The sequence below is a fragment of the Bradyrhizobium sp. Leo78 genome, assembly GCF_059512425.1.
On record NZ_JCAMOT010000028.1, the window covers coordinates 1 to 16888 of the forward strand.

At 64.5% G+C, this 16888-nt stretch carries 18 protein-coding genes and 1 pseudogene; 14 read left to right on the top strand and 5 right to left on the bottom strand.

Features of this window, described 5'->3' with window-relative positions; all coding sequences use genetic code 11:
* Nucleotides 1-192: pseudogene (locus tag AC5ZG1_RS29095) on the top strand (formate dehydrogenase); the annotation flags it as partial.
* A 55-nt stretch (nt 193-247) separates the two neighbouring features.
* Entirely contained in the window at nt 248-1252 is a 1005-nt protein-coding gene (locus tag AC5ZG1_RS29100) for a formate dehydrogenase subunit gamma (RefSeq protein ID WP_456641400.1), read from the top strand.
* A gap of 10 nt (nt 1253-1262) precedes the next feature.
* Here the strand turns inward: AC5ZG1_RS29100 and AC5ZG1_RS29105 are convergent, their stop codons facing one another.
* Nucleotides 1263-3254: a 4Fe-4S binding protein gene (locus tag AC5ZG1_RS29105; RefSeq protein ID WP_456641399.1), complete on the bottom strand. Its 1992-nt coding sequence runs from the start codon at nt 3252-3254 to the stop codon at nt 1263-1265.
* Nucleotides 3255-3425: 171 nt separating this feature from the next.
* On the opposite strand from AC5ZG1_RS29105, the gene AC5ZG1_RS29110 reads away from it, so the two are divergent.
* From AC5ZG1_RS29110 to AC5ZG1_RS29160, 11 genes are all read left to right on the top strand, one after another.
* Nucleotides 3426-4439 (top strand): DUF6352 family protein, encoded by a 1014-nt coding sequence (locus tag AC5ZG1_RS29110; RefSeq protein ID WP_456641398.1) that lies wholly within the window; start codon nt 3426-3428, stop codon nt 4437-4439.
* Nucleotides 4436-4912 carry a DUF3305 domain-containing protein gene (locus tag AC5ZG1_RS29115; protein ID WP_456641397.1) on the top strand — a complete coding sequence of 159 codons (477 nt, stop codon included), beginning with the start codon at nt 4436-4438 and terminating at the stop codon, nt 4910-4912. Before AC5ZG1_RS29110 ends, AC5ZG1_RS29115 begins: the two co-directional genes overlap by 4 nt.
* Before the next feature lie 18 nt (nt 4913-4930).
* Entirely contained in the window at nt 4931-5572 is a 642-nt protein-coding gene (locus AC5ZG1_RS29120; protein WP_456641396.1) for a DUF3306 domain-containing protein, read from the top strand.
* 36 nt (nt 5573-5608) lie between these two features.
* A complete protein-coding gene (locus tag AC5ZG1_RS29125) occupies nt 5609-6220 on the top strand; it encodes a TorD/DmsD family molecular chaperone (RefSeq protein WP_456641395.1) in 612 nt (203 codons plus the stop codon).
* A gap of 76 nt (nt 6221-6296) precedes the next feature.
* The gene (locus AC5ZG1_RS29130; protein WP_283807046.1) at nt 6297-6422 is read left to right on the top strand and encodes a hypothetical protein; all 126 of its coding nucleotides are present in this window, start codon (nt 6297-6299) and stop codon (nt 6420-6422) included.
* Between the two features lie 72 nt (nt 6423-6494).
* The gene (locus AC5ZG1_RS29135) at nt 6495-6710 is read left to right on the top strand and encodes a hypothetical protein (protein WP_456641394.1); all 216 of its coding nucleotides are present in this window, start codon (nt 6495-6497) and stop codon (nt 6708-6710) included.
* A gap of 99 nt (nt 6711-6809) precedes the next feature.
* A complete protein-coding gene (locus tag AC5ZG1_RS29140; protein WP_496134823.1) occupies nt 6810-7703 on the top strand; it encodes a LysR family transcriptional regulator in 894 nt (297 codons plus the stop codon).
* 174 nt (nt 7704-7877) lie between these two features.
* Nucleotides 7878-9188 carry an MFS transporter gene (locus AC5ZG1_RS29145; protein ID WP_456641392.1) on the top strand — a complete coding sequence of 437 codons (1311 nt, stop codon included), beginning with the start codon at nt 7878-7880 and terminating at the stop codon, nt 9186-9188.
* A gap of 11 nt (nt 9189-9199) precedes the next feature.
* On the top strand, nt 9200-10111 hold the full coding sequence (locus AC5ZG1_RS29150) for an ABC transporter substrate-binding protein (protein ID WP_456641391.1): 912 nt from the start codon (nt 9200-9202) through the stop codon (nt 10109-10111).
* Between the two features lie 11 nt (nt 10112-10122).
* Complete coding sequence (locus AC5ZG1_RS29155) at nt 10123-10899, top strand: maleate cis-trans isomerase family protein (RefSeq protein ID WP_456641390.1); 777 nt, start codon at nt 10123-10125, stop codon at nt 10897-10899.
* 145 nt (nt 10900-11044) lie between these two features.
* Nucleotides 11045-11815, top strand: a complete 771-nt coding sequence (locus tag AC5ZG1_RS29160; protein ID WP_051397226.1) for an IclR family transcriptional regulator — start codon at nt 11045-11047, stop codon at nt 11813-11815.
* Between the two features lie 175 nt (nt 11816-11990).
* On the opposite strand, the gene AC5ZG1_RS29165 is transcribed toward AC5ZG1_RS29160, so the two are convergent.
* The 4 genes from AC5ZG1_RS29165 to AC5ZG1_RS29180 all read right to left on the bottom strand — a co-directional run bounded on the left by AC5ZG1_RS29165 (nt 11991) and on the right by AC5ZG1_RS29180 (nt 15723).
* A complete protein-coding gene (locus AC5ZG1_RS29165; RefSeq protein WP_456641389.1) occupies nt 11991-12737 on the bottom strand; it encodes an SDR family NAD(P)-dependent oxidoreductase in 747 nt (248 codons plus the stop codon).
* Entirely contained in the window at nt 12734-13975 is a 1242-nt protein-coding gene (locus tag AC5ZG1_RS29170) for an ABC transporter substrate-binding protein (protein ID WP_409334827.1), read from the bottom strand. Before AC5ZG1_RS29170 ends, AC5ZG1_RS29165 begins: the two co-directional genes overlap by 4 nt.
* 85 nt (nt 13976-14060) lie before the next feature.
* Nucleotides 14061-14867, bottom strand: a complete 807-nt coding sequence (locus AC5ZG1_RS29175; RefSeq protein WP_207231086.1) for an acetoacetate decarboxylase family protein — start codon at nt 14865-14867, stop codon at nt 14061-14063.
* Nucleotides 14868-14895: 28 nt separating this feature from the next.
* Nucleotides 14896-15723 (bottom strand): phytanoyl-CoA dioxygenase family protein, encoded by an 828-nt coding sequence (locus AC5ZG1_RS29180; RefSeq protein ID WP_496134824.1) that lies wholly within the window; start codon nt 15721-15723, stop codon nt 14896-14898.
* Nucleotides 15724-16017: 294 nt separating this feature from the next.
* Here AC5ZG1_RS29180 and AC5ZG1_RS29185 point away from each other — a divergent pair, with 294 nt between their 5' ends.
* Complete coding sequence (locus tag AC5ZG1_RS29185; protein ID WP_496134825.1) at nt 16018-16800, top strand: SDR family oxidoreductase; 783 nt, start codon at nt 16018-16020, stop codon at nt 16798-16800.
* Nucleotides 16801-16888 lie beyond the last annotated feature (88 nt).

The following is a 16888-nucleotide window of genomic DNA, read 5'->3' on the forward strand; positions in this document are numbered from 1 at the left end:
GCCAAATACGGCTCGAACCGGTTCGGCGAGGGCAAATTGCCGATGTGCGCGGAGATGTGCTCGACCAAGTCGCTGCTCGCCGGCGATGGCGACATCATCGCTCAGATCTATGGCGAGCGGGTGCGCAAGCGCGGCTATGGTTCCGGTGCCTGGGGCTGGACCACGGCGTACCACGAGGACGTCGGGGTCTGAGCGGACAGGCTCATGCGGCCCGCGATGGGCGCGGGATGAGAACAGGGTAACGGTCATGACGTTTCTCGCACGCTTTCGTCTGGCGACCTTCGTCCTGGCGCTGCTTGCGATGTCAGCGGCGGCGCCCGTGTTCGCACAAGAGCGCGGTCCCGATGGCGCACCCAATCCGACCGCAAGCGTCACCAGCCAGCACGAATTGCTGCAGCAGATGCCGCGCATCACCGGCCGCATCGACATTCCCGACACCAGGGCCAGCGTACTGATCCAGCCGGCGGGCCGGACCTGGGAATATTTCCACCAGGTCCTGCTGCGCTGGGGCGGTGCGATTGTGATCCTTGGCACGGTCCTGCTGCTGGCGATCGCCTATCTGATCCTCGGACGGCTCCCGATCTCAGCCGGGCGCTCGGGGCAGAAAGTGGTCCGCTTCGAGGCGTTCGAGCGCTTCGCGCATTGGCTGACGGCGGCCTCCTTTGTCATCCTCGGACTGACCGGATTGAACATCACGTTCGGCAAGGCTCTGCTGCTGCCGCTCGTTGGGCCGGATATGTTCGCCGCCATCTCGGAGGTCGCGAAGTACATCCACAACTTCACGAGCTTTGCCTTCGTGGCGGGCCTTCTCCTGATCATGGTGATCTTCTTCAGGGACAATCTCCTGGAGAAGGTGGATATCGACTGGCTCAAGCAGGGCGGGGGCTTCATCAAGAACAGACATGCGCCGGCGGGCCGCTTCAATTTCGGCGAGAAATTGGTGTTCTGGCTGTCGATCGCGGCCGGCATTGCCGTGTCAGCGTCGGGATTCCTGCTGCTGTTTCCGTTCTATGGGACCGATATCCTCGGCATGCAGCTCGCACAGGTGGTGCACGCCGTGACGGCCATTCTGTTCATCGCCCTGATCCTCGGCCACATCTACATCGGCACGGTCGGGATGGAAGGTGCCTTCGAGGCGATGGGCACCGGCGAGGTCGACCTCAACTGGGCCAAGGAACATCACGACCAATGGCTCGCCAAGAAGCTTGCGGGGGAAGGGCGCGCCGAACCCACGGCGACGCCGGCGGAATAGCTGCTCATTTTCAATCGTGACTGCCGCGGCGAGGCGGTGGCGCGTCGTCGCGCTCGCGCAGATAGTCGTCGGTGGTGCGGACGGTCGGGCTCGCCACGCCGTAGGATTCAAAGCCCTGCTCGGCGACGAAGTTGACGCGGCAATCGTCGCACATCTTGATGACGTCGAGCTTGCGCGGTGAGCCCTTGTACATCCAGTGCTTGCCTTCGAGCTTGGCGGCCACGCGCTCGATCGTGCTCTTGACGCCGAACGGCTTGCCGCAGCGGATGCAGCAGAACGGCTCTTCTTCCTTGAGGATGCGGGCAGGGGCTCTTGCCGCGCCGAAATCGAGCCGCGGCACCAGCGTGATCACGTTCTCCGGACAGGTCGACTTGCATAGGCCGCACTGGACGCAGGCGTCCTCCACGAAACGCAGCAGCGGCCGCTCGGGATCGTCGCGCAAGGCGCTGGTCGGGCAGGCCGATACGCAGGACAGGCACAGCGTGCAGCCGGTTGCATTGACTTCCACCGCACCGAACGGTGCGCCCGCGGGCAGCGGGATGATGTCGGCAGGCGCTGGCGCCGCGCGATGCAATTCGCCGAGCGCAAAACGCAGCACGTCGCGTTTCTTTCCCGTGGCCCGGAAACTCGCCGGGCGCGGCGCCGGCGGCAATGACGGGATCGCGCGCAACGTCTCGAGCAGCGTGTCCGGATCGTCTGTCTCGATGGTGGCGATCCGCTTTCCGCCAAAGCCGAGTCCAGCCAGGACCGGATCGGCGATCGCCATTGTCCGCGTCAGGCCCGCAACGTCATGGCGCGGTTTTGCCCGCAGCAGGAAACGCATCGCAGACGCGCCATAGGCGAAGGCGGCGGCGATGCTCTCGAGCCCGAACTGCGTGACCTCGTTGACCGCGAACGGCAACACGTTGGCCGGCAATCCATCGCCGAACCGCGCCAGCGCGTCGATCAGCGGCGCACCATGTGCGTCGTCATGCACCAGCACGATCGCCTGCTCGCCGCCGGCTTCGCGATAGGCGATCAGCAGCGCGCGCAATTTGCGCATCAGCGCGTCTTCCGGCGGCAGCGCGTAGGAGGCGGCGCCGGTCGGGCAGGCCGCCGCGCACTGGCCGCAGCCCGCGCAGATATTCGCATCGATCGCGACATGATCGCCGGCCGGCGTGATCGCGCCTGCGGGACAGAGATCGAGACAACGGGTGCAACCGACGCGCCCCGAGCGCGAATGCGCGCACAGCTTGGCGTCGAACGTGACGTAGCGCGGCTTCTCGAACGTGCCGACGAGATCGCGCGCCTTGAGCACGGCCTGCAGCATCGCCGCGGGGGAAGCGGGATCGGCGCGCAGATAGCCGTCGCGCAATTCCGCGGCCGGGAACAAGGACACGCCGCCGGTCAGGTCGAGGATGATATCGCAGTTCGATCGCGCATTGTTGCGCGAAGGGCCGAACAGCAGCGTGTCGCGGGAGGAGGGTGCGCGTTCCGCGAAATCGTCGACCACGACCTCAAAGGCGCCAAGATGGCCGCGTGCCGCGGTCACCTTTCCCTTCGCTACCGGGAATTCGTCCTTGCGCGGTGGCGCGATGGCAGCGGGCGGCTCGATCAGCACGGTGACGTCGAGATGGTCCTTGAGCAGATTGCCAGCCTCGATTGCGCTCTCATCGCGGCCGCAGATCAGGATGACGCCGCCGCTTTCGAGTTCGAGCGATGGTGCCGGCGGTGCAGTCTCGGCCGCCGCCGCAAGCAGCGCCGCCATTTTCGGCCCCGCGCGGTCGGCATCGCCGGACCAGCCGGCGGTTTCGCGGATGTTGGCGAATTGTATGGATTGTGTGCGGCCACTTTCTTCGGCCACGTCGGAGAACAACGCCGCTTCCTGGGTACAGGCGACCGTGAGCGGGCCGTCTTCGGCGGCGATGGCTCGGAAGCGATCAATCTCGGCGCGACAGAGTTGCGCTGCCGTCATCGGCGAGTGACGACAGCCGCGGCTGATTGCATCGCCGTCGAGCGACATCGTGCCCTCGCACGAACAGATGAAAACACGCCTCTCGGTCTCAGACATGCGGTCACGAACCCGTGTAGCCATACGGTACAGCCGGCGAAACTGGCCGGGAAGATGTGCAAAGTATATACTGCCTCTCAGGCAAAATACGATGGCGGCATAGCGACTTGCAGGGAGCATCGGATGAGTGCGCCGCGCGATTTCTGGCTGGCTTGCGGCCATCATCTGCTCGACCGCGACAAGAGCGGCCGGCTGCTGGTCACCGACGACTTCCTGAAAGCCTATCTGGCGCGGCCCGAACTGATGCCGCCACCGGAGGCCTGCGCGGCGGAGCAGGAACTGCACCGCGTGCTGCTGAGTCACCCGCGGCTGCCGATCTCGGCCGCACAAGTCGATGCGATCGCCGACGCTGATGCGCGCGAGAACTGGCAGATGATGATCGCCTGGCGCGATCACCTGGTAAAGCACGGGAGCCTCGAGGCCGCTTATCTGGCGATCATCAGGCGCAACATCGCCTTTCCCCAGCTCTTCATCGGCCAACTGGTGCAACTGGTCCTGCGCAACGCGCTGGATGATTGCCCCGATGCTTTCATCCTGCGCGCCGCCGAACTGTTCTTCCGGCCGCAGAAGCTCATGATCGAAGGAGCCTCGGTTCTCGCCATTGACGAGGAACGGGGCTCGCTAACCGGCCGGCATTCAGCGTCGCCGCTGATGGCGCTGCTCGGGCTGCCCGAGGCCACTGAGGTCGACGTGCTGAAGGAGTCCACGGCGGGCGGCTATTGGGCGCGCAGCGACCGGTTCGACATGGCGCTCGACCTCGCCGCCAGTGGGCGGGGGATGGCCGCGCTCGGCGATGTGATCGCCCGTTGGCTTGCGCATCTGCTGGCGGTCGAGGTCAAGGTCGAGCCTGTGGCGGAACTGCGCGAGGCATCATGGAACTGGTATGTCGGACTGAGCTCCGACGCCACTCGCATCGGCGACGCGATCTGGCATGGCGACGATCTCGATGACGGCGTACGCGCTCAGTTGATCGGCCTGTTCCGGCTGACGTTCCGCGATCCCGCCTATATGATCGAAAAGGTCAGGGGCGAGCCGGTTTATTTGCTGCTCGCCATGACCACCGATGGGGCGTTGCGGCTGAAGCCGCAAAACCTCATCACCGGCTTGCCGATTGCGAACGCGGAGGCAGTCAATTGATATCGACGGCGCTGGAGCGCATTTCCGTTGGCGTTGTGGTCGAACGGCGCAAGGGCAGGAGCGCCTGGGCCGACGTCCTGTGGCGACCGGTTTCGGTCCTCGTGGGAAGCCCCTCGGCGGCGCCGTGGACGCCGCTCGATAGGCAAGGAGAGGTGACGTTGTTCTATGCCGGCGAGGCGGTGATCGAACTGCACCGCACCGAGACCGGCAACTATCGCGACAATCTTGCATCCGGCTCGCCCACCCTGTGGGTCAATCTGCGTCCGACCGGCTCCGAGCCGCCTTACGAACTGCTTGCCGTCACCGCGGATCCGGCCGAGGGCGAGGCGTTCACCGACGCCGGCAGCAATCTCGTCGAGGCGGTACCGATGCCCGCCGGCATTGCCGAGATCATCGAACGATTTGTCGCCCGGCATCATGTCGAGCGCCCCTTCATCAAGCGGCAGCGCGACCGGCAGGGGCCGCTGACTTAGGACAAGAGAGAGTGCACCGTGGCTGAAGAGCACAATGTTTTCCTTCGCTGGGCGCGGCTGAAGCAGGCCGCAAAAGAGCGCCCAGATACGGAGGCCGCTTCGACGGACAATCAAGAAGCAGCCGCGCCGCCTGCAGCCGACGCGGCGGGCGATGAGCCGTTCGACCTCGCCAGCCTGCCGTCAATCGAATCGATTGTTGCCAATACCGACATTACCGCGTTCCTGCGCGCCGGCGTGCCGGCCGAATTGACCCGCGCGGCATTGCGCCGGGCCTGGACTAGCGATCCCGCTATTCGCGACTTCATCGGCATCGCGGAGAACCAGTGGGATTTCAACGACCCGACCGCAATTCCGGGGTTCGGCCCGCTCGGTCCGACGGAAAACGCCACTGACCTTCTCGCGCAGGTCTCGCGGCGGCTGGAGCAGATTCCGGATACGCTCTCGGACATGACGTCGCCCGCCGATACGGTTCGGCCCGCGGCGGCTAATTCCGCCGAACCCGTTCTCGATCCTCCGCCCGCGACAGAGGGACCGTCGCTAGCTGACGCTGCACAATCGAATGAAATGCAGGACCTTGGCTCGCAAGGCGAGCAAGCCCCTCGCGAGCAAGCGCTAGAATCTCCCCGAAAGCGGCGTCATGGCAGCGCATTGCCGCAATAGCGATCGACAGGGCGGCATGTCTTTTTGGATCGAACCATGACGGATTCAATTTCAAAGGGCACTGCACCGCGCATTGTCGACGAGATCGATCGCGCTCGGGCGCAGGAATACGCGCTATTGGCGACCTTGCTGACGCGCAGCCCGGACGGGCAGCTTCTTTCCCGTCTCGCCGGCCTGCGTGGCGATGCCAGCCCGATCGGAATAGTGCATATCGCGCTGGCCGAAGCGGCGGGGCGGACCGATCAAGAGCGCGCGTCGCGTGAGTTCTTTGCGCTGTTTGCTGGCCTGGGGGACGGAGCGCTGCTGCCCTATTCGTCGCATTATCTTGCCGAGACATTGTACGGGCGGCCGCTCGTTCGGGTGCGGGAAACGCTCGATAGTCTCGGCATCGAAAAGGCGCCGGAACGGACGGAGCCGGAGGATCACGCCGGATTCCTCTGCGAGATTATGGCGGGTCTGGCTGGCGGCAGCATCGCGGCGCCCAATGGTGCCGACCGCGACTTCTTCGAGCGGCATCTTTCGCCCTGGATCAGGCGCTTCTTCATCGACCTGGAACGGGCAAAATCGGCTGATTTCTATGCATCGGTTGGCGCGCTCGGGCGCACCTTCATCGACATCGAAGCCGAGGCGTTCGCGCTTTCGGCCTGAACGCCGCTTTTGCCTCCGGCTGAGACTCATTCGCTGCGGAACTGTGGTACAAAATGACGTGAAGAGGAGAAACACGATGCGCGCGTTCGTCCTGGCCTGCCTGTTTGCGGTCGTTGCCGCGGTTGGAGCGGCGGTGATTCTCGACAATTTCGTCCAGGAATCGGCGACCTCGGCCTTTGCCTTGCCGAGCGCCAGGGTTTAGCGCCGCATTCACATCGGCGTGGGTCTCGAAACCTTAAGCTGATCGTACGGACTCAATTGAGTGGAGAGGGAGATGCCTCATATGATCCGCTCAATGATTTCAGTCTTCGCCATTGCCGTTGTAATTGTTGTTGGAACCCTGTTTTGGCGAGCGCATTCGCATCCGGTTGAATTGACCTCCGCGGCCATGCCGCCGCTGGCGCAATTGCACACGATGGCCGGCGTCGAGAAATTGCCTGCTCAGGAGATCGAGGATCAATCGCTGGTCTATCCGACACCGACGAGATAGGCTGACGCGATAGTCCGGGCTTGGACGGCCGGTTTGAGAAACGGGACCGGCCCATGATAGGGCTAGGCGGAGAATGTCTCCGTCCATTGCCGGCCCGCCATGCGCCCCCGAACCATCGATCTCAATCTGCTTGTCATGCTCGAGGCCCTCGTCGCCGAGCGCGGTGTTTCCAAGGCTGCGCGGCGCATGGGATTGACGCAGTCGGCGATGAGCCACGCGCTGCGGCGGCTTCGCGACACCTTCAATGATGAGCTGTTTGTCCGCTCCCCCGACGGGATGGAGCCGACGCTGCGCGCGCTCGAACTCGCCAATGCGACGCATGCGGCGCTGGAGCAGATCGAGCGGACTATCGACAAATCCGCAAGCTTCGATCCCGCGACCGCGGAGCGAACCTTCACGCTGCGGATCTCCGAATATGTATCGGGCCACCTGCTGCAGCGCTTGTGTCCGATCCTGCGCAAGGAGGCGCCCGGCATCCGCATCAATGCGGCGCATTTCACCGGCGATCCGCGCGAGGACGAGATCGTCGGCGACGAAATTCACGTCCGGCTTGCCTCGTCGGGAAATCCGGAAGGCCGGCGCGAGCGACTGCGCGTGCTCGACGAACGCTTCGTGGTGCTGATGCGGAAGACCAATCCGGCGCGTCGCAGCAAGATGACGCTGCCGTTCTACGCCTCGCTCTCGCATGTCAAGGTCGCCGGCACCATCGGCACCAATGTGATCGATGATGCGCTGCGCATCCGCGGGCTCTATCGCCAGATCGTGTTCAATGTGCCGAGCTGGCGGGATGCGCGCCATATCGTGGCCAACAGCGATCTCGTCGCCGCCATACCGGCGCGATGGGCACGCGACCGGGAGACGCCGCTGCCCTGCGTCGCGGTCCGCTTTCCGCTTGATGACGTCACCTTCGCGATCGACCTCGAATGGCATCCGCGCTTCGCGCTCGATCCTGGCCAGACCTGGTTCCGCGCGCTGATCGCGACGCAGTTCTAGCGCGGCACGCCCTCACCTCTCCCGCTTGCGGGAGAGGGGGCGCAGCGTCCATCCTGGGCGCCTTCTGTATGAATTCAACTCATATTCAACATGAAAATTATGAGTTTTATTTATCTGACCGGTTTGTGACATCGTGGGCCGACAACAACACAAGAGACGGCGGGAGAAACGCGGGTGGCCCTTCAGAAGCGATATCTTGTCTACATCGGCCTGTTCGTGCTGATGTTCATCAACTATCTCGACCGGGTTAATCTCTCGGTCGCGGCCAAGTCGATCTCGGAGACCTACGGTCTGACGCCGATCGACATGGGCTACATCTTCTCCGCCTTTCTCTGGACCTATCTGATCTGCCTGATCCCGATGGGCTTGCTCGCCGATCGGTATGGTGGCCGCGCCGTCACCTATACGACGCTCGGATTGTGGTCGCTGGCCGGCATCTGGACCGGCCTTGCGACGACCTACTCCTCGCTGTTCGCCTCGCGCCTGGTGCTCGGCGTCGGCGAATCCGCAAGCTATCCCGCCGGCGGCAAGATCATCCGCGAATGGGCGCCCGAGGGCGAGCGTGGCATCGCCTCGGCATTCCTCAATTGCGGCGCGCATGCCGGGCTTTGCGTCGGCTCGGTCGTGGTCGGCTCGCTGATCGTCGCGTTCGGCTGGCGCGAGTCGTTCTACATCACCGGCGCTGCCGGCGTCGTGCTCGCGCTGCTCTGGTTCGCGCTGTATCGCCAGCCGGAACGTGCGTCGTGGCTCAGCGCACAAGAGCGCGATTTCATCCTGAAGAACCGAGGCGCCATCGCCGCACGGGGGGCCGGCGAGTTAAATCAGTCGGCCGCGCTGAAAGGACTTCTGAGCAGCCCCTCGATGTGGGCGCTGGCGCTCACGCAAGGCTGCGCCGGGTATACGCTCTATCTCTTCATGACCTGGCTGCCGAGCTATCTCGCCGCCACGCGTGGCATGGATGTGCTCAAGTCGAGCCTGTTCTCCGCCATTCCCTATGGCGTGGCCGCGATCCTCGGCCTTGGCCTCGGCTGGTTCAGCGACAGCCTCTTGAAGAAATCAGGTCGAGGGAATGCCGACCGGCGCAAGCTGATTGCGGCGATGCTGCTGCTGTCGTCAGTGATCCTCGCAGCTCCGCTGGTCGATTCGATCTGGGTCATTACGATGCTGATCAGCATTTCGCTTGCCTGCGTGGCCACCGCGATGGCGATGAACATTGCGCTGACCGCCGACCTGATGACTGACGGCCGCTACAACGGCGCCGCTACCAGTCTCTTGATCATGGGCGGCAATCTGTTCGGCACGGCCGCGCCGATCGTCACTGGCTATGTGGTCGCGACCACCGGCGGTTATTCCGGCGCGTTCCTGATTGCGGGCGTGCTGCTGCTCGGCGGTGCCGTGGTGATCACCTCGGGGGCGCGGACGCCGATCCGGCTTTCAGCCGCGTCGGAAGCGAGACTGCAGGACCGCGCGGCTTCGGCCGTCTAAGGGAGCAAATCATGAAGAAGCTGACATTCACCGCGGTCTCGCGGAACTACTTCAACATGCCGGTCTGGATCGCCAAGCACCGCGGCATGTTCGCAGATGAAGGGCTCGATGTCGCGATCGAGCTTTATGAGGGCGTCGACGAGGTGACGAATCGCATTCGTGATGGCCGCGCCGAGCTCGGCTACGGGATCACCGAGCACGTGATCCTCGACAGCGAGGCCGGCGGCTTCCTCGAAATCGTCGGCGGCAATGTCAATCGGCTGCCGTTCTCCTTCATCACCGGCAAGAACATCAGGACGGCGGAGGATCTGCGCGGCAAGACCGTCGGCGTCTCCTCGATCGAGGCGGGCAGCTCGTCGCTCGTCATGAAGCTGCTCGCCGCACGCGGCCTCGAATACCCGCGCGATTACAAGATCCGTGCGGTCGGCCCGATCCTGACGCGCTGGCAGATGCTGCAGTCCGGCGAGATCGATGCCGGCCTGCAGGGCGCGCCGCTGAATTACATGGCGATCGACCAAGGCTATCCCAGCCTGTGCGAGCCGCGGCAGGAGGTGCCGTATTTCCAGTTCACCTCGCTGAACGTCGACAGCCGCTGGGCAAAGGCGAATACGGACGCGCTGCACCGCTTCATGCGGGCCTTCGTGCGGGCGCATGAGTGGTTCTTTGCCAACCGTGCCGGCGTTAGCCCGATCGCGATCGCCGAAACCGGGATCGCGCAGCGCTATGCCGAGCGCGCCTGGGACGAATACACCAGGGATGAGATTTTCCCCCGCGATGGAGATGCGAACGACGCCGCGGTGCAGGCGCTGATCGAGATCAGCTCCTTGATCCGCGCGGTGCCCAACCGCGTCAAGTCGCAAGCCGCCGACTACATCAACCGCAGCTATCTGCACGCCGCGCAGCACGACGTCGCGGCGGCCTGACGGTCACGACCATGTCGACCTTATCTGATATCGACTACGGCAGCCGGCTTCGCGCCGGGCTGCTCATTCCATCCGGGAATTCGGTGGCCGAGCCGGAGATCCGCGCCATGCTGCCGCGGCAAGTCTCCATGCTGGTGACACGGCTGGCGTTGCGCGGCAGCTCGAAGCCGGAGCTGATGCGCATGCTCGATCGGCTTGAGGCCGCCTCTGAGCTGCTGGCGGACGCCGAGGTCGATGTCATCGTATTCCATTGTACGGCGGTCTCGACCTTCGCGCCGGAGCTCGCCGGCGGAATCCGTGAGCGCATCCAGTCGGCCTTCGGCATCCGCTGCTTCACCACGGCGGATGCGATCCTGGCGGGATTGACGCGCCTGAACGCGAGGCGGGTCTCGCTGCTGACGCCCTATATCGATGAGGTGCACGCGCGCGAGATCGCGTTCCTGGAAGCCAGCGGTTTCCAGGTCGCGGGCGGCGCCAATCTCGGGATCAACACCAATTCGGAAATGGCGGGCCTCAGCCCCGAGGCGATCCTCGACTGGGCCAAGGGCGCGATCGATCCGCGCGCGGATGCCTGCCTGATCAGTTGCACGGCCATCAAGTCGGCGCCGGCGATTGCCGAGCTCGAGAGGGTCTCAGGAGTCCCCGTGCTCACGAGCAATCAGAGCATGGTGTGGCACCTCATGAGGTCGAACGGCATCGACCGCGATGTCGCGGACTATGGTTGCCTGTTTTCGACCGGCCGGGTCGTAAGGGGCGCAGAGCGGAAGCCAATCGCCGCGAATCGTTAAGGCAATTCACAGGCGTGGAGGTGGCCCACGTGGACCAGCCGCGCAGATAACTTTTCGTCGCGCGGGTGATCAGGTACATCCAGGCTTCGTTCCCTGCCGCCTGCGGCAGGGAGATGATGTGCTGGCATGTCCCAAGGCTTCACGGATGAAGAAGACGAAGAATGTGCAACCGGGCGCTCCCGCCCTTGAAAAGGGGCTGGATCTTCTGGAAGCGCTGTCGGCTGAGGCGCGCGGTCTCAGCCAGAAGCAGTTGGCCGAGCGGGTCGGCCGCTCCGTCGGCGAGATCTTCCGCATGCTGGTGGCGCTGGAGCGCCGCGGCTATGTCACGCGCGATCCGGCGACGGGTGAATACACGCTGACGCTGAAACTGTTCCGGATCGCCTCGCAATTCCCGCCGGCGGAGCGGCTATTGAAGGCCGCGCTGCCCGTGATGGAGCAGCTTGCCGGCCGGGTGCGGTTGTCCTGCCATCTCACCGTGCTGCACGGCGAGCAGTTCATGGTGATCGCGCGGATCGAGCCGGAATGGCTGATGGGCTGGTCGGTCAAGGTCGGCGCCGTGTTTCCGCTGACCCAGCAATACGCGTCGGCGAAGGTGCTGGCGGCGTTCCAGCTCGAAGGCCGGCGCGAGGAGCTTGCGGAAGTCATCGCTGCCAATGATCGCATCAGCGGCAAGAAGGCGCTCGCGGCGCTCGACCGAATCTCGGCGGAGGGCGGCAATTTCTCCAACGACGACGGCTATACGCGTATCCTCGCCTATAGCTGCCCGATCGTGGAAGCGTCGGGCCGCGCGGTCGCTGCGCTGACCGTGCCCTTGGTGCGAGAGGGCCGCATCTCCGCCGGCGAAGCCGCCACCATCGCCACCGAGTTGCGCGCCGCCGCGAAGATCGTGTCGGAGAAGATCGGCGGCGTGCCTTAGAAGTCGAGTGGCAGGCACGGTGGAGGTGTGCTCCCTCTCCCGCTTGCGGGGGAGGGCCGGGGTGGGGGTGTCTCCGCGAGGCGAGACTCTTCGTGTGGACAGAGCCCTCACCCGGATCGCATCTGACGATGCGATCCGGCCTCTCCCGCAAGCGGGAGAGGTGAAGGGAGCGTCTCTAACCTACCGTCATGCCGCCATCGACGACCCAGGCGGCGCCGTTGACATGCACGGCGGCGTCGGAGGCAAGAAACGCGACGACATCGGCGATATTCTCCGGCTTCCCGTACGGCGCACCACCGCTGCGGCGTGGCGTGACGGACCGCTCGCGCGCCTGGTCCTCGAGCTCCTGGATCATCCGCGACTCGATCGGCCCCGGCAGGATCGCGTTGACCCTGATCTTCGTTCCTGTCACCTCCAGCGCCGCGGTGCGGGTCAGGCCGAGCACCGCATGCTTGGAGGCCACGTAGCCGGCGAGCCCCGCACGGCCACGGATCGCCGAGGTCGAGGCGGTGTTGACGATCGCGCCCCGGCCGCGCGGCCTCATCCTCGCCAGCACGTATTTGAGACCGAGGAAGATGCCCTTGACATTGACCTGCATCAGCCGGTCGAACGTATCGTCAGGGTATTCGTGCAGCGGTGCGACCACGCCCTCGATCCCGGCATTGTTGGCGAAGATGCCGATCGGACCCAGCTTCTGCTCGATCGTTTCGATAAACGCCAACGTCTCCGGCGCGCTGGAGACGTCGGCGCGGACGGCCAGCGCCTTGGCGCCGGCCGCTTCAACCAGGCGCGCCGTCGCCGCGGCCGCCGCCTCATCGATATCGACGATCGCGACGGCCGGGGCGGTTCGGGCCAGCGCGACCGCGATCGCCCGCCCGATGTCGCCACCACCACCGGTGACGAGCGCTACGTCGCCCTTCATGATTTCAGGAAGTCACAGCCGCCTTCCTCCAGCGGCCGCCACGCTTCGCTCGGCGGAATGGTCTTGATCAGCTTGTAATAGTCCCAGGGATACTTGGACTCTTCCGGCTTCTTGACCTCGAACAGATACATGTTGTGCAGCTTGCGGCCATCGGCGCGAACGCTGCCCTTGCCGAACAGGGGATCGTCGGTCGGCAGCTTCTTCATCTCCTGCACAACTGCCTTGCCGTCGCTGGACGCACCAAGCGCGTCGACGGCCTTGAGGTAGTGCAGCGTGGCGGCATAGACACCGGCTTGCAGCGCGGTCGGATAGCGGTCGCCGTTGCGCGGCGCGAAGCGCTTGGCCCAGGCGCGGGTATCGTCGTTGAGATCCCAGTAGAAGGATTCGGTGAACTGCAGGCCCTGCGCCGTCTTCAGCCCCAGCGAATGCACGTCACTGAGATAGAGCACGGTCGCGACCACGCGCTGGCCGCCCTGCGGGATGCCGAACTCGACCGATTGCTTGATCGAATTGATGGTGTCGCCGCCGGCATTGATCAGGGCGATGACCTCTGCCTTCGAGCTCTGCGCCTGCAAGAGGAAGGAGGAGAAATCCTGGCTGTTGATCGGCGTGCGCACGCCGCCGACGACATTGCCGCCGAGTTTCTGCACGACGTTCTTGATGTCCGCCTCCATCGCGTGCCCGAACGCGTAATCGGCGGTCAGCGTGAACCAGGTCTTGCCACCGCTGCCAACGACCGCCCGCGCGGCGCCGGACGACAGCGCGTAGGTGTCGTAGGTCCAGTGCACAAGATTTGGCGAGCATGATTTGCCGGTGAGATCGGACGAGGACGCGCCCGACACCAGGAGCGTCTTGTTGTTCTGCTGCACGACGTTGCGCACCGCGAGCGCCACCGAGGAATTCGGCGCGTCGATGATGGCATCGACCTTGTTGCGGTCGATCCATTCGCGCGCGATGTTGGCGGCGAGATCGGCCTTGTTCATGTGGTCGCCGCTAATGACTTCGATCGGCCTGGTCATCTTGTGCGGCGAGGCCTGAAAATCCTCCACCGCCATCTTCGCCGCCAGCAGCGATCCGGGTCCGGTGACATCGGCATAGAGGCTCGACATATCCGTAAGCACGCCGAGCCGAAGCGGCCCGGGCTCCTGTGCCTCTACGCCGAAGCTGGCAAGGCCCAATGCCATGCCGCCAAGGCCGGCCATCAGCCGGCGCCGGTTCAATGAAATAGACTTTATCATATCCAAAACCCTCCCTTGTATGGTCCGCGCTCTCGCACGGATGGTTGCGCCCGCGCGTGCTTGGCGCGCGGGTCGATGTTGTCGTTTACGGAATCAGGCGCTCGATCAGCCGCCGGTCTTCGACCTCGAAACCACCGCCATAGACCTCGGACACCATGAATTGCGCGCCCAGGATTTCCGGCTTGAGATCCGCGATCGGGTCGTATTCGCTCGCGTGCAGCGTCATCGAGGCGCGGCCGGGCAGCGGCGCGGAATATTTCAGCGGCGTGCGGCGATAAGCGATGTCGGCATAGGCCGTCTCCAGGCGCTCCGGATGCGGCAGGCGGCGGACATGGATTTCGCCGGCGGGCAGCTCGTTGCCGTCGACGATGCGGACGACCGGCGCCTTCGGATCGGGCGTGAAGGAAAAGTCCGCCAGCGCAATGCCGCGCCGCCTGACCGATCCGTTGATCGAGCCGTCCGGCTGCTCATTGAAGGTGTAGTGCGCATCCTTCTTGGTGTAGCCGAAGACCTCACGGCCGGCGCAGATCCCCATCGGGTCGCTGCAATACATGAAGATATGCGTCTCGGTGAACAGGCCCTTGTAGCGCACGGGAACGGTGATCATCAGATCGAACATCTGCCCGGCATGCACCGCCAGCGAATGGCCCGGCGACACCATGAAACGGAAGGCGACGCGGTCGCTCGCGATCTCGAACGGGGTATCCGCAAGCAGGCTCGCCACCTTGCCCGGCGCGACGCGCGTCATGATCTCGACCGTCCGCAACGTGCAGCCCCACTCCACGGGATAGGCCGGCGAGTAGGGTGGATTGACCCCGCTGTTCGGCTTCAACCGGTAATCGCCGAACATACGGCGCCGGGGATCGTTGGGATCGGTAATCAGGTCGGTCATCTGGGCTTGCTCTCCATCGGCTGCATGCTCATCGCATGGCGCTCGCTTGCGTGTTCCGCATCAAGACCTTCTGCTGGTCGCCCATGACGTGGGCGTGGAAGGCTATCGCGGCCTCGGACAGGTCGCTCTCCGGAGCATATTCCGGCGCGAAGTTGCTGTAGCGGTCGACGCCACGCACCAGCGTGGCGCTGTCGTTCGTTCCCACCACCTGCCGCACATGGGTCGGCAGATAGCGGATGGCAAAGCCGATCCGGCGCTTGCCCGATGGGTTCGGGTCGCTGCCATGGATCAGGCGGACGTGATGCAGCGACATCTCGCCGGGCTGAAGCTGCAGCATCACCGCCTTGCTCTCATCGACGTCGACCGCGATCTCCTGTCCGCGCGTCAGCAGGTTGTCGGTCGCAAAGGTGTCGCGGTGGGCGACCTGCTCCAGCGTCTGGGTATCGGGAATGACGCGCATGGCGCCATTCTCGGCGGTGCTTTCGGACAGCGCGACCCACGCGGTGACGATATCGGCGGGGTCGAGCCCCCAATAGGTCGAGTCCTGATGCCAGGAGACGAAGCCGGGATCGCGGGCCTCCTTGATGAAGAAGGTGGAACTCCAGCAGAGGATGTCGGGGCCGATCACGCTTTCGACTGCATCGAGAATGGCCGGATGGCGGATCAGGCCATCAAGCCAAGTGAACAGCAGATGGCTCTTGTGGCGCATCGATCCTTTGAGCAGGCCGTACGCGGCCTCATGCGCCTCCAGTTTCGTGCGAATGCCTTCGACCTCGCCCGCCGACATGACCCTGATCGGCGCGTAGTAGCCGTGCTCACGGTAGTGGTTGATGGCAGCTTCGGGCAGGACGGCCATGGTTTCCCTCATTTCATATATGACTTCTTATTTGCATATATGAAATCAGATTTCAAACCCGAGTCAAGCCATGGATGGGCGGTTCCGCGGGTCCCGATTGCGTCCGAATCGGGACTAGAGCGTTCGAGCGAGGTGAGCACCGGTTCGCGTGAAGAAAACGCGTCAAAACAAGAATCTAGCGCTTCGGTTCTGATTCAATCAGAACCGAAGCTCTAGAAGCGCCATCCAGAAAGCGGTTGCCAGCCCCGCTAGGCGGCGAAAAGATGAGTCAAACCGAAAAGGGAGTGCTCCGTCGTGCATGTGAAAGACAAGGTCTGCGTCGTGACCGGAGCGGCTGGCGGTATCGGCGAGGCCGTGGCGCGGGCCTATGCCGAGGCTGGGGCCCGCGGCGTTGTCGTCGCCGATCTCAAGACCACGCGCGAGCGGCTCGCGAGCGTCGCCGGCGCTATCGACGGGCTGGCGGTGACCGCCGATGTCGGGCTGGAAGAGGACATCAAGGCGCTGGTCGCGGCGGCGGAAGTCAAATATGGCCCGGTCGACATCTTCTTCTCCAATGCCGGGCTGTCGCGCAAGGGACAGGAGACCGCCTCCGATGCCGACTGGGATGTGAGCTGGCGCGTGCACGTGATGAGCCACGTGTTCGCGGCGCGGGCGCTGGTGCCCGGCATGCTCGCGCGCGGCTCCGGCTATCTGCTCAACACGGCGTCCGCCGCGGGTCTCTTGGCGTCGCTGAACTCGATGCCGTATGGCGTGACCAAGAACGCCGCGGTCGCGCTCGCCGAGCATCTTGCCATCCAGTATGGCGACCGCGGCATCCGCGTCTCCGTGCTGTGCCCGCAATCGGTGCAGACGGGCATGACCACGCCGGGCCCGAGCGCGGCGCGGGTCGATGGCGTCATGCAGCCGGCCGAAGTCGCGCGCATCGTGATCGAGGCGATGGCGGAAGAACGCTTCCTGATCCTCTCGCACCCGCAGGTGCAGGAGTACATACAGCGAAAAGCGTCCAATCGTGACCGCTGGCTCGCCGGGATGCGCCGCTTGCGCGACCGCATCTACGGCGCGCCGCCAGCAGCGTGAGCCTTTCCACCGTCGTTGCAAGGAGCGAAGCGACGAAGCAATCCACGTCTCCGCAAGTGGCGGCATGGATCGCTTCGCTGCGCCCGCA